Raw genomic sequence first — 22,912 nt, forward strand, 5'->3', positions numbered from 1 at the left:
TGCAGCCATTGCGGGTTGAGCCTGTTCGTCCGTGACCACTATTCCCGGCGACTCGCGGCCTTCCAGGGGGTGAATATCGACGCGGAAGACCCCGGACTGGTGCCGGAAAGCGTGGTGAGGTTCAAATGAGCGGCGGTGCGAAACTCCAGGTCCGGGTGGCCGAGGTTGTCGAGGTCAACGAGCTGATCAAGCGCTTCCGCTTCGTGGCGCGCGACGGATCGGACCTGCCGGCCTTTTCCGGCGGGGCACATACCGTGGTCGAGATGGATGACCATGGCACCCGCAGGCTGAACCCCTATTCGCTTATGTCGGACCCCGAGGATCGGACTGGCTACGAGATCTCCGTGCGGCGTGACGATGTGGGCCGCGGCGGGTCGCTGTTCATGCACCGGCATGTGACGCCGGGCATGGAGCTGACGCTGTCCTACCCGGTGAACCTGTTTCCGCTGGACAACCGGGCGAAGAAACACCTGATGATCGCGGGCGGCATCGGGATCACGCCGTTCCTGGCGCAGATCGGGCAGCTTGCGCATTTCGGCGGCAAGTTCGAGCTGCACTATTCGGCGCGCTCGAAGCCGCTGGGTGCCTATATGGACCGGCTGACAGCGGCTCATCCCGACCGGGTGCATTGCTACTTCGACGACCAGAAGCAGATGATCGATCTGAAGAAGGTGCTGGAAAATCAGCCGATTGGCACGCACCTTTATGTCTGCGGGCCGAAGGGGATGATCGGCTGGGTGCTGTCGACGGCGGAAGCGATGGGCTGGCCGAAACAGGCGCTGCATTCCGAGGAATTCATCGCGCCGGGGACCGGGTTGCCCTTTACCGTGGAACTGGCGACCAGCGGCAAGACCATCACCGTGGGGCCGACGCAAAGCCTGTTGGAGGCGATGGAGGCCGCTGGTGTCGATGCCCCCTACCTTTGTCGGGGCGGGGCCTGCGGGCAATGCGAAACGGCCGTTCACAAATGCGACGGCACCATCCTGCACCGTGACCACTGGCTGACGCCGGACGAGCAGGCTTCGGGCCAGAAGATCATGCCCTGTGTCAGCCGCTTCGAGGGCAAGACCCTTGTCATCGACCGATAGGAGACGACGATGAGCCTTGATTTCAAGACGGGTGCCTTCAACGATTTCTTCCGCGACGAGACGTTCCGGGGTGACTTCACCTATCGAAACTCGAACCCGCGCCGGTTCCCGTTCCCGTTCGACCGCGACGACTACATGTATTCGGTCAACATGGAGCCGCATGTGCCGGGGCGTCCGGGTTCGGTCTTCGAGCATCTGCTGGACGTGGACGAACACTACGTCGCCGAGATGATCGACCGGGGCAAGGTTCTGGCCGACGACCCGCTGCGCTGCCAGTCCTTGCCGCACATGACGCTGGCCGGCTGGGACGTGCTGGAACTGGTCATGGAGGCGAAGGCGCGGGACTATCCGCAGTGGTTTTCGCTGACCAAGGAGGGCAACCGCTGGCATTGGGTGAACCGCCCGCTGGGGATTGAACAGTCGTTCACATTCCTGGACGAGAGCACGCTGCCCTATCCGCCGTTCGAATACATCATGCGGCAGACGCAGGGCGACTGGACGCTTCAGGACGAACGCGACAACACGTTGTGGATGGACGCCGGGATTGCGACCAGCCAGGCGGACTGGTCGGTGGATTTTGATGTGGGGATGAATTTCCATGAATGGCACGCCCCGGTGCCGCTGGCGCATGAAAAGGGTGTCTTCGATCGGGCGCTGAAGTTCCTGCTGAAATTGCAGCACGGCGCCCCGGTGCGGCGGTTCAACTGGACGATGACGGTGAACCCGCTGCTGGACACCGCGCCGGAGACCTATCCGAAATGGGGGCCGATGAAGGCCAGCCTGACGCCGGAGAACCTGGGGGCGAAGCAGCATCTGCGGGTGGAGTTGCAGTCGCTTTACCGTCTGCCTCGGTCGAACGCCATCGCCTTCGACATCCGCTGTTACCTCGCCAGCTTCGACGAAATCGTCACTGTGCCGAAATGGGCGCGTCGCCTGCACCGGGTGGTCCGCGACCTGCCGGAGGAACTGGCGACCTACAAGGGCTTCATCCGCAACCGCCCGGCGATGGTGGAGTGGCTGTCGAAGCATGACGACGGGGCACCGACGTCGCCCGGCTGGTGGCCGGAGGATTGATGACCGTCGTCGGGCCCCTTCGGCTTGGGTTCCTGATGTTCCCCGGGTTCCCGATGGCCTGCCTGACCTCGGCCATCGAACCCCTGCGCGCGGCGAACGAGATCACCGGGCGGCGCGAGTTCGTCTGGACGCTGGTGGCGGAAACGGCGGCCCCGGTGCGATCGTCGGCGGAGATCGGATTCGAGCCGGACGCGACCCTGCAGGAGCTTGAGGGGCTGGACCAGTTGTACCTCCTGTCGCCCCCCACCGCCGAGTTCGCCGACCCCCGTCGCTCGCCCGCAAGGCTGCGCTGGCTGGACCGGACCGGGGTGACGCTGGGCGCCTTCTCGGGCGGGATCTTCCCGCTCGCCCGCGCGGGGCTTCTGGAGGGGCGACCCTGTTCGGTGCACTGGTGCTATGAGGCGGCGTTCAAGGCCGACTTCCCGGGCGTCGAGGCGCGGGAGGTGACGATCCTGCGCGAGGGGCGGCGGATCACGGCCTCGGGCGCCGGGGCGGTGTTCGACCTGATGCTGCGGTTGATCGAGGAACGCTTGGGGCGCGACTGCATGACCGAGGTCGCCTGCTGGTTCCAGCACCCTTTCGTGCGCGATGCCGATGCCAGCCAGAAGGTGCCGGTCGCGCGGGCTGGGGGGACCACCGACAGCCTGCCGGTCGCGATCCGCGAGGCGATCCGGCTGTTCGAGACCCATGTCGAGGACCCGCTGCGCATCCCCGACGTGGCGACGGCCGTCGGCCTGTCGGGCCGCCATTTCGAGCGCATGTTCAAGCGGGAAACCGGGCAGAGTCCCTTGCGCTATTATCACCACTTGCGCCTGATGAAGGCGCGGCAGCGGGTGCTGTATTCGAACGACAGCTTCCGCGAGATCGCGGCTTCGGTCGGCTACATGACGTCAAGCCCGATGATCCGGCACTATACCGAGTTCTTCGGCGTTTCCCCGCGCGATGAGCGGCGGCTGACGCAATCGATGCGGCGCGCGGCGCCGCCGAGGGTCGAGGCGGCGGAGTAGGCGTCAGCCCCATAGCCCAAGCGCAGCGATCCCGCCGAAGACGGCGGCGATGCCGAGCCACTGCACGGGACGGACTGCTTCGCGCAGGAACCAGGCGGCGAGGAGGACGGTCAGCACCCCGAAAAGCGACGCCGTGACCGAGGCGTATTCGGCCTGCGGCAGGCTGCCGGAAGCCGTCACTACGCCAAGCGCCACGGCGTCCATCAGGCCCATGAGGCACAGGAGCCAGACCTGTCCCCGGGGCGGGGCGAGGCTTGCCCTGCGCAGTGTTGCCAGGCCGATGATTGCGACCAGCGCGACCATCCGGCCGATCAGCGAGACGGGCAGATCCGAGCCGTGCCGCGTCGCCTCTTGCCCCATTGCAAAGGTCGTGGCGAACCCCACAGCCGACAGGGCCGCCCATCCCAGCGCCACGGCGGGCGGGGCGGCGTAGCCTTCGGGTGCATCCTCGCGCGAGGCGAGGGCGACGATGGCGATCCCGGCGACGATGGCGGAAACGGCCAGCCAGTCCGCCCCGGTCACGGCGCGGCCCTGCGCCACCGCGATGGCCAGCGACAGCATCGGATAGGCGCCGATCACCGGCGAGACCAGACGCACCGGCGCGACGCTGAACGCCTTGTAAAGGCTGCCGCCCGCGATGGCATAGGCAATGCCGGAAGCGGCGGCCACGGCCCAGGACCAGCCGGTCATCACAGACCAGTCACCGGCGACCATCGCGGCGGGAAACAGGACGACGCAGCCCGCACCAAGCACGGTGAACAGGATCGGCAACAGCGCCGCGCCTTGCGTCACCTTGCGGGCCAAAAGGTCATGCACCGCCCAGATCAGGGCGGCGGTCAGGCCGAAGCCGAGAGCAAGCATTTCGTCGCTTTCCCCTGTCCTTGTGCTTGTGTCGGGCTGACCCTGACGCTATTCTTCTGGATGAACAAGTTTTATCCTCATTAAACTGACCCGGCCAAACAGCCCGGTCCGAATTGCGGGGACGCCATGCTCGACACGATCTATCCCTCGGTCAATCCCGGTCCGCCCCGGCCCAGCCGGATCCTGACGCCACAAGGCTTTTCCCGCCATCAGGGGCAGGAGCGGCATGTGGTGCCCGGCGGTGGCGCGGTGCTGTTGCAGCTGATGGTGGGCGACCGGCTGGTGCTGGTCAATGACGAGGGCGGCCAGCCGGTGGAGCTGGTGGCGGCGGCGAAGGAGGGCCGGATCGACGCCGCGATTCTGGGGCAGGCTGGCAACTCGGGCGCCGAGGGGCTGAAGGCGATGCTGGCCCAGGGCGAGGCCAGCCTGACGCGGCTGCGCAAGGGGCTGGTGGCGCGGAAGATCGATTTGGCCAAGGCGGGGGCGCTGCGGCTGTTCGGGCCGGAAACCCCTGCCGGGACCAGGGCTGAGCTGACAGCGCTGGACGATGGCTGGCTGGTTGTCGCCGCGCCGGGCCTGCCGATGGCCCCGGAAGCACAGGACACGGCGACGCCGATCACGGTTCTGGTGAACCGTGCGAAACCGCGGCTGGTGGGGCAACATGACCTGCCCGATCCGCTGGCCGATCCGATCCTGGACCTGCGGGTCAAGTCGGCCACGGCGGAGAGCTATTTCGTCAAGGCGGGCGACTATATCCAGATCCTCGACGTCGACGGACGGCAATGCACCGATTTCCAGTGCTTCGATGCGCGCAAGCTGGACAAGGGCATCCAGCACGCGCTGGACGTGACAACCTCGCGCACGCTGATGGGGCATGCCTATTCCAACCCCGGCCTGCATTCGAAGTACTTCGATCAGGACTGGGTGCCGCTGGTCGAGGTGGTGCAGGATACGGTCGGACGGCATGACGCCTTCGCCATGGCCTGCGCGTCGAAATATTATGACGACATCGGTTATCCCGGCCATGTCAACTGCTCGGACAACTTCAACAAGGCGCTGGCGCAGCATGGGGTGGACCCGCGTCCCGGCTGGATGGCGGTGAACCTGTTCTTCAACACCGCGATCGACGCGCATGGCGTGCTGACCAGCGATGAACCCTGGAGCCGCCCGGGCGACTATGTGCTGTTCCGCGCGCTGACCGACATCGTCTGCGTGAATTCCGCCTGCCCGGACGACACCTCACCCGCGAACGGCTGGTATCTGTCTGACATCCACGTCCGCACCTATTCCGGGGCGGAAAAATTCAGCCGGGCCATCGCCCATCGAACCACCCCTGCCTCGGAGCCGAAGATGACCAAGGAAACCGCGTTTCATGACCGCATCTCGGCCCGGACGCGCAATGTGGTGGAATACAAGGGCTACTGGCTGCCGCAGGCCTATTCGTCGAACGGCCCGATCGAGGAATACTGGGCCTGCCGTCAGGCGGCGGTTGTCATGGACCTGTCGCCGCTGCGCAAGTTCGAGGTGACGGGGCCGGATGCGGAAGCGCTGATGCAGTGGTGCGTCACCCGCGACATGAAGAAGCTGAGCCAGGGCCAGGTCGTCTATACCGCGATGTGCTATGAGCATGGCGGGATGCTCGACGACGGCACGGTGTTCCGGCTGGGCAAGGATCAGTTCCGCTGGATCGGCGGGGATGAGTATTCCGGTGTCTGGCTGCGCGAGCAGGCGAAAAAGCTGGGGCTGAAGGCGATGGTCCGATCCTCGACCGACCAGCTGCACAACCTGGCCGTCCAGGGGCCGAACAGCCGCGAGATCATGAAGCGGATGATCTGGACCGCGCCGCACCAGTCGACGATCGAGGAACTGGGCTGGTTCCGCCTTACGGTGGGCCGTCTGGGCGGGCCGAACGGGGCGCCGGTGGTGGTGTCGCGGACCGGCTATACGGGCGAATTGGGCTATGAGGTGTTCTGCCACCCGAAGGACGGCTCGGCGGTCTACGATGCGGTCTGGGAGAATGGCGGCGGCCTGGGGCTGAGGCCGATGGGGCTGGCGGCGCTGGACATGGTGCGGATCGAGGCGGGGCTGATCTTCGCGGGCTATGACTTCAGCGACCAGACGGACCCGTTCGAGGCGGGGATCGGCTTCACGGTGCCGTTGAAGTCGAAGACCGACGATTTCATCGGTCGCGAGGCGCTGATCCGGCGGAAGGAGCATCCCTCGCGGAAGTTCGTCGGGCTGGACATCGACGCGGCGGTCGACGTCGGACATGGCGATTGCCTGCATGTCGGCCGGGCGCAGGTGGGGGAGGTGACGTCCTCGGTCCGCTCGCCGATCCTTGGCAAGAACATCGCGCTGGCTCGGGTGGACGTGGCGCATTCCGAAGTGGGAACCACGCTGGAGGTGGGCAAGCTGGACGGCCAGCAGAAGCGGCTGCCGGCAGTGATCGTGCCCTTGTCGCACTACGACCCGAAGAAGACCCGTCCGCAGAGCTGAGGGAGGGGACGATGGAACCGATGATCGACCGGATCGGCGGGGAAGCGCAGGTCAGCCTGCTGGTGAACCACTTCTATGACCTGATCGAGACCCTGCCGCAGGGGGCGACGATCATGGCGATGCACCAGCGCGGGCACGGGCTTTCCCATGTGAGGCCCGAGCAGTTCAACTTCCTCTGCGGCTTCTTCGGCGGGCGGCGCTATTACCATGAACTGCACGGGCACATGAACCTGCGGGAAATCCATGCGCATGTGGAAATCCGGCGGCAGGATGCCGAGGACTGGCTGGCGGTGATGGACCGGGCGATGGTGGAGACCAAGGTCGGCGAGAAGGAGCGGGGCGAGATCATGGCGACCTTCCGCCGCGCGGCGCTGATGCTGGTGAACGTCGACTGAAACCCGCTCAGACTGAAACCCGCTCAGAGCGTTCCGTCGCGCAGCGCCTGCACTTTCGCACGCAATCCGAGCTCGGCGAGGATCACCCGGCCGTCCTTCACCAGCTCGCCCCGCAAGTCGACAGGCAGGATTTGGGTGCGGCGGTAGAACTTGTCGATCTCGTCCGGCGTGGCTTCGGCGAGGAAGGCCTGCAATTCCGGGCGGAACTGGTAGGCGCCCTTGGTCATCCGGAACGGGACGGCGGCCAGCCAGGCGGGTTTGTCCTGCGCGTGGAAGTGCAGGAGCTTCAGCTCGGGATGCCAGTCGGGCGTCTTGACGAACACCTTGTCGATCATGACCGTATGCAGGCGCGGCAGAAGGCCGGGGATGCGCGTGCGGTAGACCACCTTGCCGACGCTGTGCGACAACATCCCGTCGCGGATCACCTTGCGGTAGGGGCCAAGCGCGGCGCGGCGGCGGGGCCAGAATTCGTGCCGGAGGGCGCCGCGGAATTCGCGGGAGGTGAAGATGTCGTCGGGCAGAAGCGGATCGTGCATCGCCTCGAAGGGTTCCAGCTTCATGACGATGGTTTCGGGCGGCGTGTCGTCCAGGATGGCGGCGATGGGGCGCGGGGTCAGGAGGAATTCGTCCACGTCGATGTGCACGATCCAGTCCGAGGTAACGAGTTCCCGGTAAGCATAGCGCGCGTTCTGAGCCTGGCGGTTCTGGTGGGCGGGGGGGCGCTTCTTCCCGACGCGGGCCCAGTGCGCCTCGTCGCAGAGGGTCACGGTGACGCGGGGGTGAGACGCAAGGAGCGCGGGAACGGGCTGTTCCGGGTCGTCGAGGTAGAGCCAGAGGTGGTCGGCCCCCAGCGACAGGTGATAGGCGGCGAAGGCAAGGACCTTCTCCTCGGGGGCCTTGACGGTGGCGACAAGGCTCCACGTCGCCATCAGAGCGCGTCCAGAAGCCCGCGCGTCGGCCAGCCGTCGGCGGGCAGGCCGAGGCGGATCTGCTCCTTCTGAACCGCCGTCCGGGTGCCCGCGCCAAGGATGCCGTCAATCTTGCCGACGTCATGGCCATGCGCGGCAAGCTTTTCCTGCAGCGCGGTCATCTGGTCGACCGCGAGAGCCGGGTCGGGGCTGCCAGCGGCATAGGGCTGCGCCCCTTCGATACGGGTGCCGAAATAGGCGGCGGTGGTGACGTAGACGAAGCTCTGGTTCCATTCGAAGAGCACGCGGTAGTTCGGGTAGACGAGGAAGGCTGGACCCTTGCGGCCCTGTGGCAAGAGGATCGAGGCGCCAAGGCCGGGGGCGAGGGGACCGTTCCGGGGGGTAACGCCGAGCGCCGTCCAGTCCTCGGTCGGCTTCTCGGTATCAAGTCCGGTCAGCGCCCAGTCAAAGCTGTCGGGAAGGGCGACTTCGGCGAGCCAGGGTTCGCCCGCGCGCCAGCCGTGGTGTTGCAGCATCTTCGCGCCGGAGAGGATCGCGTCGGCCTGCGAGGTTTTCAGCAGGATCAGCCCGTCGCCGTCGCCATCCTGCCCGCGTTCCAGAATGTCCTTCGGCAGCATCTGCACCATGCCGATCTCCCCGGCCCAGGCGCCGGTGGTGTCGAGTGCGAAGTCGTCCAGCGCGAAAAGCTGGGCCGCGGCCAGGACCTGGGGCTGGAAGATTTCCGGGCGACGGCAGTCGTGCGCGAGGGTGAGAAGCGCGTTGCGGGTGTTGAAGTCTCCCTGGACCTGGCCGAAGTCGGTCTCGAAGGCCCAGAAGGCGAGGAGGATGCCGCGCGAGACACCGTATTCGGCTTCGGCGCGGGTGAAGATGTCGTCCAGCGCCTCGGACTTCGACCGGGCAGTGGAGAGGCGCTGCTTCGAGATCAGCGATTGCGAGAAGTCGAGGAAGGTCTTGCGGAAGACGCCCTGCGCGCGGTCGGCTTTCAGGACCTTCGGGTCCTGCCGCGCACCCTTGAAGAAGGCGGTCGCCTTGTCGGCGGGGACGCCTGCGGCGATGGCCTCGCCCTCCATCGCCATCAGGAAGTCACCGAAATCGCCGCCACAGGGGGCGGCTGCGGCGGGGGTGGCGAGGGCGAGGGCAAGAAAGGCAGCGCGCATGAGGTCTCCGAGTATCTCGGCGACGTTAGGTCAGCGCCACCAGAACGGCAACCGCAAGGAGGGCGGCCCAGACCCGCCAGAGCGCATCGGCGGCGGCGTCGATGTCATCGGCTCCGGCGTCGCGGCGGCCTTCCGGCCAGACCCAGGGGTAGTCCTTGCGGACCCCGTTGTAGCTGCGCGGGCCGCAGAGGGCGACGTTCAGGACAGGGGCCAGCGCCGATTCCGGCCAACCGGCGTTGGGGCTGCGGTGCTTTGGCGCATCGCGGAGGACAGGTTTCGGGTCGACCCAGCCATGGGTCAACGCGATCAGGAGTGCGGTCAGCCGGGCGGGGATCAGGTTCAGAAGATCGTCGAGCCGGGCAGAGGCCCAGCCGAAATCGCGATAGCGGGGGGTCAGGTGGCCGATCATGCTGTCGGCGGTGTTGACCAGCTTGTAGGCGAGGATGCCCGGCAGGCCCGCGACCAGATACCAGAACACCGGGGCGACGACGCCATCGGAGAGGTTCTCGGCCGCGCTTTCGATGGCACCGCGGGCGATATCGGGGCCGGTCATGCTGGCGGTATCCCTGCCGACGATCATCGCCACGGCCTGCCGCCCCTCGGGGACGGAGCGGCGGAGCGCGCTGGCGACGGCGCGGACATGGTCGACCAGGCTTTTCTGCGCGATGAGGATGGCGACGGCCAGGGCTTCGAGGATGCCGAAGTCGGGGAGGAAGTGGATTGCCCAGCCCAGCGCGAGGCCGGTGAGGAGGAGGCCCGCCGCGACCAGCGTGCCCTTCAGTTTCAACTCTCCATCCCGGTTGAAGCGGACGTCGCACCAGCCCACGAGGCGGCCCATCAGTACGGCGGGATGGGGCATGCGGTCCCAGAGCCAGCGGGGCTCGCCGAAGGCGGCGTCAAGGAGGAGGGCGGCGATCAGGATCATGATCCGGCTATCGGCGGGGCTTCGGTGATTCGCAAGCGCTTCCGGGGAGTTGCGGCGATTTCGCTGCGCAGCATCGGTCCGGCGCCGGGCGATCAACCAGGGGTTGCGCAATATTGTGTCCCTGGCGCCATGCAGAGTTTACATTCGCGTAATACCCTTGTGGCAGCTTGATTTTTTGCAGGTCCGCTTCAGAATTTCAGTTGGGAGAAGGGTCGAGGCTGCCATGCTTGAGTTTCTGCCGAACTATGTGCGCGAGGGGCTGGAGGCCGCGCGCAAACGTGACCAGAAGCGCAAGTCGCGGCTGCGGGTGCAGGTCGGCGACGCGGTCTATCCGGTGCTGCGCTTCTGGGACAACGGCTTTGCGCTGGATGCCGACTTTTCGCCGGGCAAGCTGCGCGGGCTGGTCGATGTCTATGACGGATCGCGCCATGTGTTCCAATGCCTGATCATGGCGTCGAGCATCGAAAATGGCGAACTGGTCTGCGACTTCAAGCGGGCGACGGCGGTGTCGGACCGCGCGCCGCTGGACTTCTGGCGCGACGAGAATGCGCCGGTGGGCTATCTGCCGAAGGCTTGAGGTGCCGATTTCTTCGAAGAAATCGGGACGGAGCCTTTGAAGGCTCCGGTCCGGAACTTTCGAAAATTCCGCTCAGGGCAGGACTTCCACCTTGGTCCCGATGGGGGTGACGGCCCAGATTTCCTCGATCTCGGCGTTGGTGACGGCGATGCACCCTGCGGTCCAGTCGCCCTTGATCTTCAGCCCGGTCGGCAGGGCGTTCGGCTGGCCGTGGATGAAGATGTCGCCGCCGGGGGAATAGCCGACTTTTGCTGCCTGCGCGATGTCTTCCGGACGGGGGTAATCCAGCCCGATCGACAGATGAAATGCGCTTTCAGCGTTCCGGCGGTCGATGGTGAAGGTGCCCTCGGGCGTCTTGCCGTCGCCCTGGCGCAGCTTGTCGCCCTCGGGCGTGAAGCCGAGGGCGATCGCATAGGTCCGCACCGGCTTGCCGTCCTGGAATAGCTGCATGCGCCGCGCGGCCTTTTCGATCACGATCCGGTCCACCGACCCGGTCAGGGGCGGTGGCGGCGGGGTCGGAACTGGCACCGGCGGGCTGTAGAGCGAGGCGGCGATGAAGCCGAAGCCCACCAGCAGGCAGAGATAGACCAGAAGCCGCAGGAACCGGATCATTGCAGGTCGGAGAAGGCCCTTTCCAGCCGGGCCACCGCCTCGACCACCTGGGCGCGCGGGCAGGCGAGGTTGAAGCGCAGGTAGCTTTCCCCGCCGGTCCCGAAGCTCGCGCCGTGGTTGGTGGCAATCCGGGCGACCTTCTGCACCCGGTCGATGAACTCCTGCGGGGCCATGCCGGTGGCGGAGAAATCGACCCAGGCGAGGTAGGTCGCTTCCAACGGGGTCGAGCGCAGGCCCGGGATGCGGTTGACGCCCTCGTCGAAGAGCTTCCGGTTGCCATCGAGGTAGCGCATCAGCGCATCAACCCAGGCGGCGCCTTCCGGGCTGTAGGCGGCGGTGGCCATGTGCATGCCGAAGGAGTTGGGCGAGATGCCGAGCGCGTTGATCGTGTTCGCGAAGGTCTTGCGCAGGGCGGGGTCGGCGATGATCACGTTGCCGATATGGGCGCCCGCGATGTTGAAGGTCTTGGTGGTGGCGGTCATCATCACCAGCCGGTCGGCGATCTGAGGCGCGGCCTTGGCCATGACGGTGTGCTTCTGGCCGGGATAGACCAGGTCGTGGTGGATTTCGTCGGAGACGAGGATCAGGTCGTGCTTCACGCAGAAGTCGGCGACCTGGCGCAGCTCGTCCACCGTCCAGACCCGCCCGCCGGGATTGTGCGGCGAGCAGAGGATCAGCATCTTCTCGCGCCCGGTCAAAAGCTTCTCCCAGGCGGCGAAGTCCATGCGGGCGGTGCCGTCGACCATGGTGAGCGGGCATTCCAGCACCTCGCGCCCGGCGGCTTTGATGACGCGGGCGAAGGCGTGGTAGACCGGGGTCATCAGGACCACCGCGTCGCCCGGTTGGGTGAAGCTGTGGACGCAAAGCGCGGTGCCGTTGACGAGGCCGTGGGTGGTGAAGACCCACTCGGGCGCGACTTCCCAGCCATGGCGGTTGGCCATCCACCAGCGGATCGCGTCGAGGTATTTGCTGTCATCGCCGAAATAGCCGTAGACGCCATGGTCGAGCATCTTCTGAAGTGCGGCCTGCACGGATTGCGGCGGCTTGAACTCCATGTCGGCGACCCACATGGCAAGGCCATCGTCGGGGGTGAGGCCGTAAAGCGGTTCCAGCATGTCCCATTTGGCGCAATGGGACCCGGCGCGGGAGATCGGGGTATCGAAGCTCATGTCATCGGGCCTGTCGTTGGGGATTTTCATCCGGATATTCGATGTGAATGAGGAAGTCATCCCTATTTTATCTCCAAATATGGAACAGTGATCCGAAGTTTAATACAATTCCAGAACATCATTCCTGTCGCCATAGGTCCGGCGCGGTCCCGTCGGATCAACGCGTGGCTCTTGCCTTGTCAGGCCAGCGCTTTTACATCCCGCACATGATCCGCCCCATCCTGATCCATCCTGACCCGCGCCTCAAGAAGCTCTGTGACCCCGTGGCGGAAATAACGCCCGAGATCCAGCGCCTTGCCGCCGACATGCTGGAAACGATGTATGACGCGCCGGGCATCGGGCTGGCCGCGCCGCAGGTGGGCGTGACGAAGCGGGTCATCGTGATGGACTGCATCAAGGAGGGCGACCCCGAGCCGATGGCGCTGGTCAATCCCGAGGTGATCTGGTCCTCGGAAGACCTGTCGACCTACGAGGAAGGCTGCCTCTCGATCCCGGACCAGTATGCCGAGGTGAAGCGCCCGGCCGAGGTGCAGGTGCGCTGGCTGGGGCTGGACGGGCAAGTGCAGGAGCGGCAGTTCGCGGGCCTTTGGGCGACCTGCGTGCAGCATGAGATCGACCATCTGGATGGCAAGCTGTTCATCGACTATCTGGGCCCGCTGAAGCGGCAGATGATCACCCGGAAGATGGAAAAGCTGAAGCGGGAACGGGCGCGGGCGTGACAGTCCGGCGCTGCCTGCCCTGGCCGCATGCCGTTCTGCGGACACCGGCGGGTGACGTCGCGGCGATCACCGACGAGGTGCGCAGCCTGTGGGCCGACATGATCGACACGATGGACGCGATGCCGGGCTATGGCCTCGCCGCGGTGCAGATCGGGGTGCCCCTGCGGCTGGCGGTGGTCGATTGTTCAGAGGCGCGGGGGCAGGCGGTGCGGATGGCGAACCCCGAGGTCCTGCATGCCAGCGTCCAGTTGCGCGAGCATGAAGAGGCAAGCCCCAACCTGCCGGGCGTCTCGGCGGTGATCCAGCGGCCGCGGGCGGTGACGGTGCGCTTTCTGAATGCCGAGGGCGCGGTCGAGGAGCGGGATTTCGTCGGGCTCTGGGCGACATCGGTGCAGCACCAGATCGACCATCTGGCAGGCAAGATGTACTTCGATCACCTCTCGCCCCTGAAGCGCAAGATGCTGATCGCCAGGGCGGGCAAGCTGGGGCGGCGCGGATGAAAATCATTTTCATGGGAACGCCCGAGTTCTCGGTCCCGGTGCTGGAGGCGCTGCATGGGGCACATGAAATCGTCGCGGTCTACTGCCAGCCGCCGCGCCCGGCAGGCCGGGGCAAGGCTGACCGGCCAAGCCCGGTACAGGCCCGGGCCGAGGCGTTGGGTCTGCCGATCCGGCATCCGGTTTCGTTGCGCAGCGATGCAGCGGTGGCCGACTTCGCCGCGCTGAATGCCGATGTGGCGGTGGTGGTCGCTTACGGGCTGATCCTGCCGCAATCGGTGCTGGATGCTCCGCGCCTTGGTTGCCTGAACATCCACGCCTCGCTGCTGCCGCGCTGGCGCGGGGCGGCGCCGATCCACCGGGCGATCATGGCGGGGGACCGGGAAACCGGGGTCTGCATCATGCAGATGGAGGCGGGGCTGGACACCGGCCCGGTCCTCTTGCGCGAGGCGGTGCAGATCGGGGCCGAGGAGACGACGGCGGAGCTGCACGACCGGCTGAGCGCGCTGGGGGCGCGACTGATCGGCGAGACACTCGCGCAGCTGCCGCTGCCCGCGACGCCGCAACCGGCCGAGGGCGCGACCTATGCCGCGAAGATCGACAAGGCCGAGGCGCGGGTCGACTGGTCCCGCCCGGCGGTCGAGGTTGATCGGTTGATCCGCGGGCTGTCGCCGTTTCCTGGTGCCTGGGTCGAGGTCAACGGTGAGCGGGTGAAGTTGTTGCGCTCACGGCTGGCCGAAGGGCGGGGTAGGCCTGGGCAGGTACTTAGAGGCTTCACCATTGCCTGTGGCACCGGTGCGGTGGAGATCACCGAAGCACAGCGCGAGGGCAAGAAGCCCATGCCCGCATCCGAAATCCTTCGCGGTCTGATTTTGCCGGAAGTCCTATAGCGCAGCCCCTTGCGGGTCCCCATATGCCGCAGACAGGGATGGGGAGGGACGCCATGCCGCTGATCGCACTGCTGGTTGTCGGGGTTGCCGTGGGCTTTCTGGCCACGCGCATCCTGAAGGTCGATATGGACACGCCATCGACCATTGCCCTTGGCGTGCTGGGCGCGCTGATCGGGACGCTGGTCCTGCGTGGACTGGTCATGCTGGCCGGGATCGGCGCGGGTTTCGTCGGCGCGCTTCTGGGGGCGCTGATCCTGATCTGGGCCTGGAAGTCGCTGGTCAGGTAAGCCGCTTCACAGCGTCCTTGAGGCGGAAGGCCGAGTCTCCGGCCCCGGACCAGAGCGCCTGGCCCTGCCATGCCGCGAAGAGAAGCGCCGCGCCTTCCCTGGCCTTGGCGCCCGAGCCGAGCCGCAGGGCCAGCGCGGTTTCCACCCCCTTGCGCCAGGCTGCGGCGCGCGTGGCGAGGTCCGGGTCGCGCAGATCGGCGGCAAGGGCGGCGGGGTCGACCGGGCCGATGGCCTTCAACAGCCCCTGCGGCCCCTTGTCGGCGGTATTTGCGATGGCCTCGCCCGTGCGGCCCTCCAGCGCGTCCCAGGCGGCGTGACGGGCGGCGCGGACCATGCCCTCGCGGTTGCCGTAGCGCTGGACCAGGGTGGGCGGAGCAAGCCCGGTGGCGGTGGACACGCTGCCGAAGGATACCGCCTTGTCGCCGCCCTCCTCCAGAAGGCGGTGGATCGCGGCGAAGACCTGGGCGTCGGCGATGATGCGGCTGCGGGGCATGGCACGATGCTAGACGAATGATCGTTCGGCTTGCAAGCTATCGCTTCGGCGCCCCGGGGCTTGGGGGTTGCGACTTGTAGACCGGCAGCCGCCAGCCAAGCGCAATGCTGCCCGCGCGGAGCGTGAAGACCAGCGCGGCGCAGATCAGGAGCGAGAGGCCCTGACCGAGGCTCGCCAGCCCGCCGAGGACCGCGCCGAGCGATCCGGCCAGCGCGCAGGTTGCATACAGCTCGCCTTGCTTCAGGACCAGCGGCACCTCGTTGCAGACGACGTCGCGCAGGAGGCCGCCCATGCAGCCGGTGATCATCCCCATGACCAGCACGATGGGCCAGCCCTGCCCATCTGCCAGCGCCACCGCGACCCCGGCAGGGACGGCGACGGCAAGGGCGAAGGCGTCGAACCAGAGAAGCGCCCGGTAGCGGCTTTCCAGGAGATGCGCGGTGAAGAAGACCAGCACGGCGGCGAGGGTGGCGACGCCAAGGACCATGGGATCGGCAACCCAGAAGACCTCGCGGTTCAGGATCGCGTCGCGCAGCGTGCCGCCGCCCACGGCCGTCAGGCAGGCGATGAAGATGAAACCGACGATGTCAAGCTGCGAGCGGCTGGCGGCAAGCGCCCCGGTCAGGGCGAAGACCAGCACCGAGGCATAGTCGAGCCCGTCCTGAAGGGTGAAGCCCGTCATGCCGGGGCCTTGAACGGCGCCATTCCGGCCCGCGCAAGGGCGTCGGCGCGCTCGTTCTCCGCATGGCCTGCATGGCCCTTGATCCAGCGCCATGTCACCTGATGCCGGGCGGCGGCGGCCTCAAGCCTTTGCCACAGCTCGACATTCTTCACCGGGCTACCCCCGGCGGTGCGCCAGTTCTTCCGTTTCCAGGCGTGGATCCATTCGGTCACGCCGTTCTTCACATAGGCCGAGTCGGTGACGATGGTCAGCTCCGACGGTCGGGTCAGCGCCTCCAGCGCCGAGATCGCGGCCAGAAGTTCCATCCGGTTGTTGGTGGTCAGGGCCTCGCCACCCTGCAACTCGCGTTCCTTGACCACGGTGCCATTTTCGCGGGCGATCATCAGGACGCCCCAGCCGCCGGGCCCGGGATTCCCGGAGCAGGCGCCGTCGGTATAGGCGAAAAGCTCGGGCATCGGTCAGGCCTGCAACGGGATGGCGAGGCAGGCCAGGACGACCACGGTCAGCATGATCCTGAAGCGCAGCCACCAGCGCGGGGCAAGACCCCAGGCTACGAACATCGCGTCGAGGAGGAGGAGGCCCACAAACCCCGCTGCAAGGAAGATGGCGGAGGTGTCGGAGGCGTCGGACACCATGACGAAGCCCCAGAGCGCGGGGATGGCGGACAGGGTGTAGGCGATCGTGGCCTCGCGGCCTTCGGCCTTGGTCGCGAAGCCCCAAAGCGCGCCGGACATGAAGGCGAGGATCACCGTGCCCCAGGTCAGCCCGACATAGGCACCAAGGAACATCGGCGACAGTCCCTGCGCGGCCCAGGCTGAGAGCGTGGGCGACAGGTGGGTCGCGGCGGACCAGAGGAAGGGAACCAGCCCGGCAAGGCCGAGGACAAGGGCGGGGCGGGGAATTCGGGCGTCGTCGGTCATGGCGTTGGTCTAGCGTGACGGCGCGCGCATGGCCAGATCAGTCCGGGTCGATGAATCGGTCGAAGCGGGGCGGGATGGCGGCGGCGATGGCGGCCAGCACCTTGCCCACCCGCTGCACATCGGCCTCGGCGGGCTGCGACAGGAGCTTGACCTTCTGGCCGTCGACATAGACCAGCCCGCCGGTCAGCCCGCCGCCGACCATCGGAAACTCGGCTTCGCGCGCCGGTTTGTTGGCAAGGCCACTTTCCGCCGCCGCAGTGCGGATCGCCGCCAGCGCATCCTCGGGCACTGTTGCGCGGCGGGTCTTGCAGGCGGGGCCTTCGGTTTCGTAGCCCTTGCAATGCTTGAGCGTGAGCGCGCCGTCATCGAGGATCGTGACCGTGGTCTCCCAGGCATACTCCGGGGGCAGGCTGCCGGAATCGGTCCAGTATTCGGCAAGGACCGGGGCATCCTGGGCGAAGACGGCGGTTGCGGTCAGCAGGAAGAGGGCGAGGGGCTTCAGCATCAGGCGGGCTCTCTCAGGATGCGGGGGACCTTGAACTCGATGTCCTCGACGGCGGTTTCGACCAGCTCGACCGTGACGGCATGGCGGGCGCGGAAGGCGTCGATCACCTCGTTGACCAGCACCTCGGGGGCCGATGCCCCTGCGGTCAACCCGATGGCACGGACCCCGTCCAACGCGCGCCAGTCGATGTCGGCGGCGCGCTGGATCAGCATGGAATAGGGGCAGCCCGCCGCGGCGCCGACCTCGACCAGGCGCTTGGAGTTCGAGGAGTTTGGGGCGCCGATCACCAGAAGGGCGCCGATCTTCGGGGCCATCGCCTTGACGGCCGCCTGCCGGTTGGTGGTGGCGTAGCAGATGTCGTCGTGGGCGGGGGCGTGGATCAGCGGGAAGCGGGCCTTGAGTGCGGCGGCGATGTCGGCGGTGTCGTCGACGGACAGGGTGGTCTGGGTGATGAAGGCAAGCTTCGCGGGGTCGCGGACTTGCAGGGTCGCCACATCGGCGACGGTTTCCACCAGCAGGACCTCGCCCGCGGGAAGCTGGCCCATGGTGCCCACCGTCTCGGCATGGCCGGCGTGGCCGATGTAGATCATCTGGGTGCCGGCCTCGTGGTGGCGGGCGGCCTCGTTGTGGACCTTGGTGACGAGGGGGCAGGTGGCATCGACGGCGATCATCTGGCGCGCGGCGGCCTCGGCGGGGACGGATTTCGGGACGCCGTGGGCGGAGAAGACGACGGGGCGGTCGGAGGGGCAGTCTTCCAGCTCCTCGACGAAGACGGCCCCTTTCGCGCGGAGGGCGTCGACGACGTATTTGTTGTGGACGATCTCGTGCCGGACGTAGACCGGGGCGCCCCATTTCGTGAGGGCCATCTCGACGATCTTGATGGCGCGGTCGACCCCGGCACAGAAGCCGCGGGGGGCGGCGAGGTAGAGGGTGAGGGGGGGGAGGTCGGGCATCGGCGTTCCGGAAAGGTTGAGCCCAGACTTAGGGCCTGCGGGGCGGGACGTCCAGTGCGGGGGGATGTCCACGGTGGACAGAAAATCGTCGCAAGCGATATCAAGGAGTTGGTCGCGGACGTTAAGGATTTGGAAAGAAGTGGTGGTGGGTTGGCACCCACCCTACGAACCCGGCCACAGGCAACTTGTCCGGGTCAGCCGTGCGGGAAGTGGTCGGCGTTGGATGGGTGAAACCCACCGTGTTGCGGTTGGCAGGTCGGCGGGGTGGTGGGTTGGCACCCGCCCTACAGGGCCGAGGCTGCGGCGGCGGCGAGGGCGATGTAGCGCCCGGTCTTGGCAAGGGCGACGAGCAGGAGGAAGAGCGGAAAAGGCACGCGCAGCACCCCGGAGACGGCGACGATGGTGTCGCCGAAGGGTGCCCAGGACAGGAGGAGGAGCCACAGGCCCCAGCGGGCGAACCAGCCTTCCGCGCGGCTCATCTGCGCGGGGGAAAGCGGGAACCAGCGATGGTCGCGCTGGTCCGCCAGCCAGCGGCCAAGCGCATAGGTCACGCAGGAGCCGAGCGTGTTGCCGATGGAGGCGACCAGCACCAGAAGGCTTGTGCCCCAGCCCGCAGCCTGAAAGCCCAGGAAGACGGGTTCGGATTGAAATGGCACCGGCGTCGCCGCAAGGAATGCGGCGAGGAACAGGCCGGACAGCGCGATCATGTCGAGGCAGTCACAACCGGGATCCCCATAGCCCGGTCGCAAACGGCCAAAGGCTCACTTCGCCTCGACCGCGATCTCCTCGGCGACCACGGGACGCGGTTCGCGCGGCGGGCGGCCGATGACTTCGCGCAATTCGTCCAGCTCGATGAAGTTGTCGGCCTGGCGACGCAGTTCGTCCGCGATCATCGGCGGCTGGCTGCGGATCGTCGACACGACCGAGACGCGGACGCCCTGGCGCTGCAGGCTTTCGACCAGCGGCCGGAAGTCGCCATCACCCGAGAAGAGCACGATATGATCGACCCGCTGGGCAAGCTCCATGGCATCGACTGTGAGCTCGATGTCCATGTTGCCTTTCACCTTCCGCCGTCCCTGGCTGTCGGTGTATTCCTTTGCGGGCTTCGTGCGCATGGTGAAGCCGTTGTAGTGCAGCCAGTCGACCAGCGGCCGGATCGGCGAGTAGTCGTCATTCTCCAAGAGCGCCGTATAGTAGAAGGCGCGCAGAAGCTTTCCCCGACGCATGAACTCCATCCGGAGAAGCTTGTAGTCGATGTCGAACCCGAGCGCCTTGGCGGCCGCATAAAGGTTCGAGCCATCAATGAACAGCGCAAGCCGTTCGTCCTTGTAAAACATTCAAAGGTCCCCTCAATGTCGCCGCGCGGTCCACGCCTTTCGTGTCTTGCGCACGGCACGTAGTGAAATCCGTCGGCCAACGATCGGTGAATACCAGTCCAACGGCTGATCCGACAAGATGAAGTATAGGAAATAAATCTGTCTGATGGGTAAATCAGTGCAAGCCTTGGTTGCGTTCGGCGCAAACCTGCCATTCGAGGGCGAATCGCCCGCGCAAACGATTGCGAGGGCGCCCAAAGCGCTTGCGGAAGAAGGCCTTTCCATTCTGGCATTTAGCGCGCTTTACGCCACGCCCTGCTTCCCGGCGGGGGCTGGTCCGGACTATGTGAATGCGGCTGCGGTGCTTGGGGTGGGGCCCGAAGTTGACGCAACGTCAATTCTGCAACGATTGCATCGGGTTGAGGAGCATTTCGGTCGGATACGCGAACAACGCTGGGGAATGCGGACGCTGGACATCGACCTGGTGGCCCTGGGCGATTCGATCCTGCCCGACCCGGCGACGCAGGATGCCTGGCGGTTGATGCCGCCCGAGGCGCAGGCGCGGAGCACTCCGGACCGGCTGATCCTGCCGCATCCGAGGCTTCAGGACCGGGCTTTCGTGCTGGTGCCATTGGCCGATGTGGCGCCGGACTGGCGGCATCCGCGCCTTGGGCTGACGGTGCGGCAGATGCTGGCGGCGCTGCCCTCGGCGGATCGCGAGGCGGTGAAACCCCTGTGATTTTGGCTGTTTTGCCGCTTGTCAAGCGTTTCTGGCCGGCATACATAGGCCACTTCCAGCAGCCACGCCGATTGGAGTGTCCTCATGGCCCGTGTGACGGTCGAAGATTGCGTTGACAAGGTTCCGAACCGGTTCGAGCTGGTGATGCTTGCCGCCCATCGTGCGCGCGAGATCGCTTCGGGCTCGCCCGCGACGGTGGACCGCGACAACGACAAGAACCCCGTCGTCGCGCTGCGCGAGATCGCCGACGAGGCGCAGCAGGCCGAAGTCCTGCGCGAGCGGATGATCGAAAGCTACCAGACCCAGATCGAGGTCGACGAGCCGGAAGAAGACCAGATGGCGCTTCTGATGGGCGGCGAGATGGACCGTCCGATGGTCGACGACATGTCGGAAGAAAAGCTTCTCCGCGCCCTGATGGAAGCCCAGGGCGAATTCTGACGGGCGAAAGCCCGGTGGTGGGCCCGGTCGAGAGGCAGCGATGATCGACGTCGAAGACCTCATCGCCCTGGTTCGCAATTACAACCCGCGCTGCAATGCCGATCTGATCCGTCGGGCTTATGCCTATGGCATGAAGATGCACGAAGGGCAGATGCGGAAGTCGGGCGAGCCATATTTCACCCATCCGGTCGCCGTGGCCGCGATCCTGACCGAGCAGCGGCTGGACGACGCGACGATTGTCACCGCGCTCTTGCACGACACGATCGAGGACACCCGGTCGACCTATGCCGACCTGTCGGGGATGTTCGGCGAGGAAGTGGCGGAACTGGTCGACGGTGTGACCAAGCTGACCAACCTGCAGCTGTCCAACACCGAAAGCCAGCAGGCCGAGAACTTCCGCAAGCTGTTCATGGCGATGAGCCGCGACCTGCGGGTGATCCTGGTCAAGCTCGCCGACCGACTGCACAACATGCGCACGATCCGGTCGATGAAGGTGGAAAAGCAGGCCCAGAAGGCGCGCGAGACGATGGAGATCTTTGCTCCGCTCGCCGGCCGGATGGGGATGCAGTGGATGCGCGAGGAGCTGGAAGACCTGTCCTTCAAGGTCCTGAACCCCGAAGCGCGGAATTCGATCCTGCGGCGGTTCCTGACCTTGCAGAAGGAATCGGGCGATGTGGTCCACAAGATCACGGCGGATATCCTGCACGAGCTGGAGAAGGCGCAGATCGAGGCCGATGTGTTCGGGCGGGCGAAGAAGCCCTACAGCATCTGGCGCAAGATGCAGGAGAAGGACCTGGCGTTCAGTCGGCTCTCGGACATCTACGGCTTCCGGGTGATCGCGGGCTCGGTGGCGGATTGCTATCGTATCCTCGGGGTGATCCACCAGCGCTGGCGGGCAGTGCCGGGGCGGTTCAAGGACTATATCAGCCAGCCGAAGACCAACGGCTACCGGTCGATCCACACCACGGTGTCGGGGCGCGATGGCAAGCGGGTCGAGGTGCAGATCCGCACGCGCGAGATGCACGAGGTGGCCGAGGCCGGGGTGGCGGCGCATTGGTCCTACCGTGAGGGCGTGCGGGCGGCGAACCCCTTCGCGGTGGACCCGGCCAAGTGGATCGCGACGTTGACCGAACGGCTGGACGAGGGCGATACCGACGAGTTCCTGGAGCACGTCAAGCTGGAGATGTATTCCGACCAGGTGTTCTGCTTCACGCCGAAGGGCGATGTGGTGCAGCTGCCACGGGGGGCGACGCCCTTGGATTTCGCCTACGCGATCCATACCCGGATCGGGAACTCCTGCGTGTCGGCGAAGATCGACGGGATCAGGGTGCCCTTGTGGACGCGGCTGAAGAACGGGCAGTCGATCGAGATCATCACGGCGGAAGGGCAGCGGCCTCAATCCAGCTGGATCGACATCGTGACGACGGGGCGGGCGAAGGCGGCGATCCGGCGGTCATTGCGGGAAGAGGACCGGGGGCGGTTCGTCAAGCTGGGGCAGGAACTGGCGCGGGCGGCGTTCGACCATGTCGGCAAGAAGGCCACCGACAAGGCGCTTCGAACGGCGGCGAAGATGCTGGGACTGGCGGACGAGAATGACCTCTTGGCCCGGCTCGGCTCGGCGGAAATGCCGGCGCGGCGGGTGGTGGAGATCCTGTATCCGGAACTGGCGCAGGCGGTGGCCGACGAGGTCGACCACAAGCGCCCGGTGATCGGCCTGACCGCCGACCAGACCTTCCGGCGGGCGAACTGCTGCCAGCCGGTGCCGGGCGAGCGGATCGTGGGGATCACCTATCGGGGGCAGGGCGTGGTGGTCCATGCCATCGACTGCCCGGCGCTGGAGGAATTCGAGGACCAGACCGCGCGCTGGGTCGACCTGCGCTGGGAAGCGGGGCGGCATTCGCCGGTGTTCACGGTCAGCCTTGACACCACGATCTCGAACGACGCGGGCGTCCTGGGCCGCATCTGCACCTTGATCGGCGAGCAGAAGGCCAATATCTCGGACCTGCGGTTCACTGACCGGAAACCGGACTTTTATCGCCTCATTATTGACGTGGACCTTCGCGACGTTGAGCACCTGCACATGGTCATGACCGCGCTGGAAGCCGAGACGGACGTGGCGCAAATCTCGCGTCATCGGGATTTGACACGGCGGCCCTAGATCAGCAGAACGGGCGCGCAGTCGG

The 22,912-nt window shown here is 66.4% G+C and carries 27 protein-coding genes; 13 read left to right on the forward strand and 14 right to left on the reverse strand.

Features of this window, described 5'->3' with window-relative positions; all coding sequences use genetic code 11:
- Positions 1-125 precede the first annotated feature (125 nt).
- Genes JNL31_RS08685 through JNL31_RS08695 form a run of 3 tightly spaced genes read left to right on the forward strand, consistent with a single transcriptional unit; the run spans position 126 to position 3,169 of the window.
- Positions 126-1,088, forward strand: coding sequence for a PDR/VanB family oxidoreductase (locus tag JNL31_RS08685; protein ID WP_294972358.1), 963 nt, complete (start codon positions 126-128; stop codon positions 1,086-1,088).
- 9 nt (positions 1,089-1,097) lie between these two features.
- Positions 1,098-2,162 carry a DUF3445 domain-containing protein gene (locus tag JNL31_RS08690; protein WP_294972361.1) on the forward strand — a complete coding sequence of 355 codons (1,065 nt, stop codon included), beginning with the start codon at positions 1,098-1,100 and terminating at the stop codon, positions 2,160-2,162.
- Entirely contained in the window at positions 2,162-3,169 is a 1,008-nt protein-coding gene (locus tag JNL31_RS08695) for a GlxA family transcriptional regulator (RefSeq protein ID WP_294972364.1), read from the forward strand. Before JNL31_RS08690 ends, JNL31_RS08695 begins: the two co-directional genes overlap by 1 nt.
- 3 nt (positions 3,170-3,172) lie before the next feature.
- On the opposite strand, the gene JNL31_RS08700 is transcribed toward JNL31_RS08695, so the two are convergent.
- Entirely contained in the window at positions 3,173-4,030 is an 858-nt protein-coding gene (locus JNL31_RS08700; RefSeq protein WP_294972366.1) for a DMT family transporter, read from the reverse strand.
- A gap of 126 nt (positions 4,031-4,156) precedes the next feature.
- On the opposite strand from JNL31_RS08700, the gene JNL31_RS08705 reads away from it, so the two are divergent.
- Together JNL31_RS08705 and JNL31_RS08710 are read left to right on the forward strand one after the other, a co-directional pair.
- Complete coding sequence (locus JNL31_RS08705; RefSeq protein ID WP_294972368.1) at positions 4,157-6,526, forward strand: DUF1989 domain-containing protein; 2,370 nt, start codon at positions 4,157-4,159, stop codon at positions 6,524-6,526.
- A gap of 11 nt (positions 6,527-6,537) precedes the next feature.
- Complete coding sequence (locus tag JNL31_RS08710; protein ID WP_294972370.1) at positions 6,538-6,921, forward strand: group II truncated hemoglobin; 384 nt, start codon at positions 6,538-6,540, stop codon at positions 6,919-6,921.
- A 23-nt stretch (positions 6,922-6,944) separates the two neighbouring features.
- Here JNL31_RS08710 and JNL31_RS08715 read toward each other — a convergent pair whose 3' ends face one another.
- Genes JNL31_RS08715 through cbiB form a run of 3 tightly spaced genes read right to left on the reverse strand, consistent with a single transcriptional unit; the run spans position 6,945 to position 9,932 of the window.
- Complete coding sequence (locus JNL31_RS08715) at positions 6,945-7,850, reverse strand: glycosyltransferase family 2 protein (protein ID WP_294972372.1); 906 nt, start codon at positions 7,848-7,850, stop codon at positions 6,945-6,947.
- Positions 7,850-9,007 (reverse strand): lytic murein transglycosylase, encoded by a 1,158-nt coding sequence (locus tag JNL31_RS08720; protein ID WP_294972375.1) that lies wholly within the window; start codon positions 9,005-9,007, stop codon positions 7,850-7,852. The genes JNL31_RS08715 and JNL31_RS08720 overlap by 1 nt, the downstream gene beginning before the upstream one ends.
- A gap of 25 nt (positions 9,008-9,032) precedes the next feature.
- Positions 9,033-9,932: an adenosylcobinamide-phosphate synthase CbiB gene (cbiB, locus tag JNL31_RS08725; RefSeq protein WP_294972378.1), complete on the reverse strand. Its 900-nt coding sequence runs from the start codon at positions 9,930-9,932 to the stop codon at positions 9,033-9,035.
- A gap of 223 nt (positions 9,933-10,155) precedes the next feature.
- Here cbiB and JNL31_RS08730 point away from each other — a divergent pair, with 223 nt between their 5' ends.
- Positions 10,156-10,509 (forward strand): hypothetical protein, encoded by a 354-nt coding sequence (locus JNL31_RS08730; protein WP_294972381.1) that lies wholly within the window; start codon positions 10,156-10,158, stop codon positions 10,507-10,509.
- Positions 10,510-10,581: 72 nt separating this feature from the next.
- Here the strand turns inward: JNL31_RS08730 and JNL31_RS08735 are convergent, their stop codons facing one another.
- Both JNL31_RS08735 and JNL31_RS08740 read right to left on the reverse strand, forming a co-directional pair.
- Entirely contained in the window at positions 10,582-11,121 is a 540-nt protein-coding gene (locus JNL31_RS08735) for a L,D-transpeptidase (RefSeq protein ID WP_294972384.1), read from the reverse strand.
- Complete coding sequence (locus JNL31_RS08740; protein WP_294972386.1) at positions 11,118-12,290, reverse strand: MalY/PatB family protein; 1,173 nt, start codon at positions 12,288-12,290, stop codon at positions 11,118-11,120. Before JNL31_RS08740 ends, JNL31_RS08735 begins: the two co-directional genes overlap by 4 nt.
- Before the next feature lie 206 nt (positions 12,291-12,496).
- Between JNL31_RS08740 and def (JNL31_RS08745) the strand changes: the two genes are divergently transcribed.
- From def (JNL31_RS08745) to JNL31_RS08760, 4 genes are read left to right on the forward strand one after another with little or no spacing between them, the layout of a single operon-like run.
- A complete protein-coding gene (gene def / locus JNL31_RS08745; protein WP_294972389.1) occupies positions 12,497-13,009 on the forward strand; it encodes a peptide deformylase in 513 nt (170 codons plus the stop codon).
- Positions 13,006-13,509, forward strand: a complete 504-nt coding sequence (gene def / locus JNL31_RS08750) for a peptide deformylase (protein WP_294972392.1) — start codon at positions 13,006-13,008, stop codon at positions 13,507-13,509. The genes def (JNL31_RS08745) and def (JNL31_RS08750) overlap by 4 nt, the downstream gene beginning before the upstream one ends.
- Positions 13,506-14,396: a methionyl-tRNA formyltransferase gene (fmt, locus tag JNL31_RS08755; RefSeq protein WP_294972394.1), complete on the forward strand. Its 891-nt coding sequence runs from the start codon at positions 13,506-13,508 to the stop codon at positions 14,394-14,396. The genes def (JNL31_RS08750) and fmt overlap by 4 nt, the downstream gene beginning before the upstream one ends.
- A 53-nt stretch (positions 14,397-14,449) precedes the next feature.
- The gene (locus tag JNL31_RS08760) at positions 14,450-14,683 is read left to right on the forward strand and encodes a GlsB/YeaQ/YmgE family stress response membrane protein (RefSeq protein ID WP_294972397.1); all 234 of its coding nucleotides are present in this window, start codon (positions 14,450-14,452) and stop codon (positions 14,681-14,683) included.
- Here JNL31_RS08760 and JNL31_RS08765 read toward each other — a convergent pair.
- From JNL31_RS08765 to JNL31_RS08800, 8 genes are all read right to left on the reverse strand, one after another.
- Positions 14,676-15,176, reverse strand: a complete 501-nt coding sequence (locus JNL31_RS08765; RefSeq protein ID WP_294972399.1) for a transcriptional regulator — start codon at positions 15,174-15,176, stop codon at positions 14,676-14,678. The genes JNL31_RS08760 and JNL31_RS08765 overlap by 8 nt on opposite strands.
- Before the next feature lie 37 nt (positions 15,177-15,213).
- Positions 15,214-15,858: a trimeric intracellular cation channel family protein gene (locus JNL31_RS08770; RefSeq protein WP_294972401.1), complete on the reverse strand. Its 645-nt coding sequence runs from the start codon at positions 15,856-15,858 to the stop codon at positions 15,214-15,216.
- The gene (gene rnhA / locus JNL31_RS08775; protein WP_294972403.1) at positions 15,855-16,313 is read right to left on the reverse strand and encodes a ribonuclease HI; all 459 of its coding nucleotides are present in this window, start codon (positions 16,311-16,313) and stop codon (positions 15,855-15,857) included. Before rnhA ends, JNL31_RS08770 begins: the two co-directional genes overlap by 4 nt.
- A 3-nt stretch (positions 16,314-16,316) precedes the next feature.
- Positions 16,317-16,778, reverse strand: coding sequence for a DUF3429 domain-containing protein (locus tag JNL31_RS08780; RefSeq protein ID WP_294972406.1), 462 nt, complete (start codon positions 16,776-16,778; stop codon positions 16,317-16,319).
- 37 nt (positions 16,779-16,815) lie between these two features.
- The gene (locus tag JNL31_RS08785) at positions 16,816-17,283 is read right to left on the reverse strand and encodes a hypothetical protein (RefSeq protein ID WP_294972407.1); all 468 of its coding nucleotides are present in this window, start codon (positions 17,281-17,283) and stop codon (positions 16,816-16,818) included.
- Positions 17,283-18,236 (reverse strand): 4-hydroxy-3-methylbut-2-enyl diphosphate reductase, encoded by a 954-nt coding sequence (gene ispH / locus JNL31_RS08790; RefSeq protein ID WP_294972410.1) that lies wholly within the window; start codon positions 18,234-18,236, stop codon positions 17,283-17,285. Before ispH ends, JNL31_RS08785 begins: the two co-directional genes overlap by 1 nt.
- A gap of 284 nt (positions 18,237-18,520) precedes the next feature.
- Positions 18,521-18,943: a VTT domain-containing protein gene (locus JNL31_RS08795; protein ID WP_294972413.1), complete on the reverse strand. Its 423-nt coding sequence runs from the start codon at positions 18,941-18,943 to the stop codon at positions 18,521-18,523.
- Between the two features lie 54 nt (positions 18,944-18,997).
- Complete coding sequence (locus tag JNL31_RS08800) at positions 18,998-19,573, reverse strand: NYN domain-containing protein (protein ID WP_294972415.1); 576 nt, start codon at positions 19,571-19,573, stop codon at positions 18,998-19,000.
- A 145-nt stretch (positions 19,574-19,718) separates the two neighbouring features.
- Between JNL31_RS08800 and folK the strand changes: the two genes are divergently transcribed.
- The 3 genes from folK to JNL31_RS08815 all read left to right on the forward strand — a co-directional run bounded on the left by folK (position 19,719) and on the right by JNL31_RS08815 (position 22,887).
- A complete protein-coding gene (folK, locus tag JNL31_RS08805; protein WP_294972417.1) occupies positions 19,719-20,291 on the forward strand; it encodes a 2-amino-4-hydroxy-6-hydroxymethyldihydropteridine diphosphokinase in 573 nt (190 codons plus the stop codon).
- Between the two features lie 84 nt (positions 20,292-20,375).
- Entirely contained in the window at positions 20,376-20,729 is a 354-nt protein-coding gene (gene rpoZ, locus JNL31_RS08810) for a DNA-directed RNA polymerase subunit omega (protein WP_294972420.1), read from the forward strand.
- Positions 20,730-20,769: 40 nt separating this feature from the next.
- Positions 20,770-22,887 (forward strand): bifunctional (p)ppGpp synthetase/guanosine-3',5'-bis(diphosphate) 3'-pyrophosphohydrolase, encoded by a 2,118-nt coding sequence (locus tag JNL31_RS08815; RefSeq protein ID WP_294972423.1) that lies wholly within the window; start codon positions 20,770-20,772, stop codon positions 22,885-22,887.
- Positions 22,888-22,912: the final 25 nt, after the last annotated feature.

The organism is Tabrizicola sp. (assembly GCF_016792905.1).
In the GTDB taxonomy this organism is placed as follows: domain Bacteria; phylum Pseudomonadota; class Alphaproteobacteria; order Rhodobacterales; family Rhodobacteraceae; genus Tabrizicola.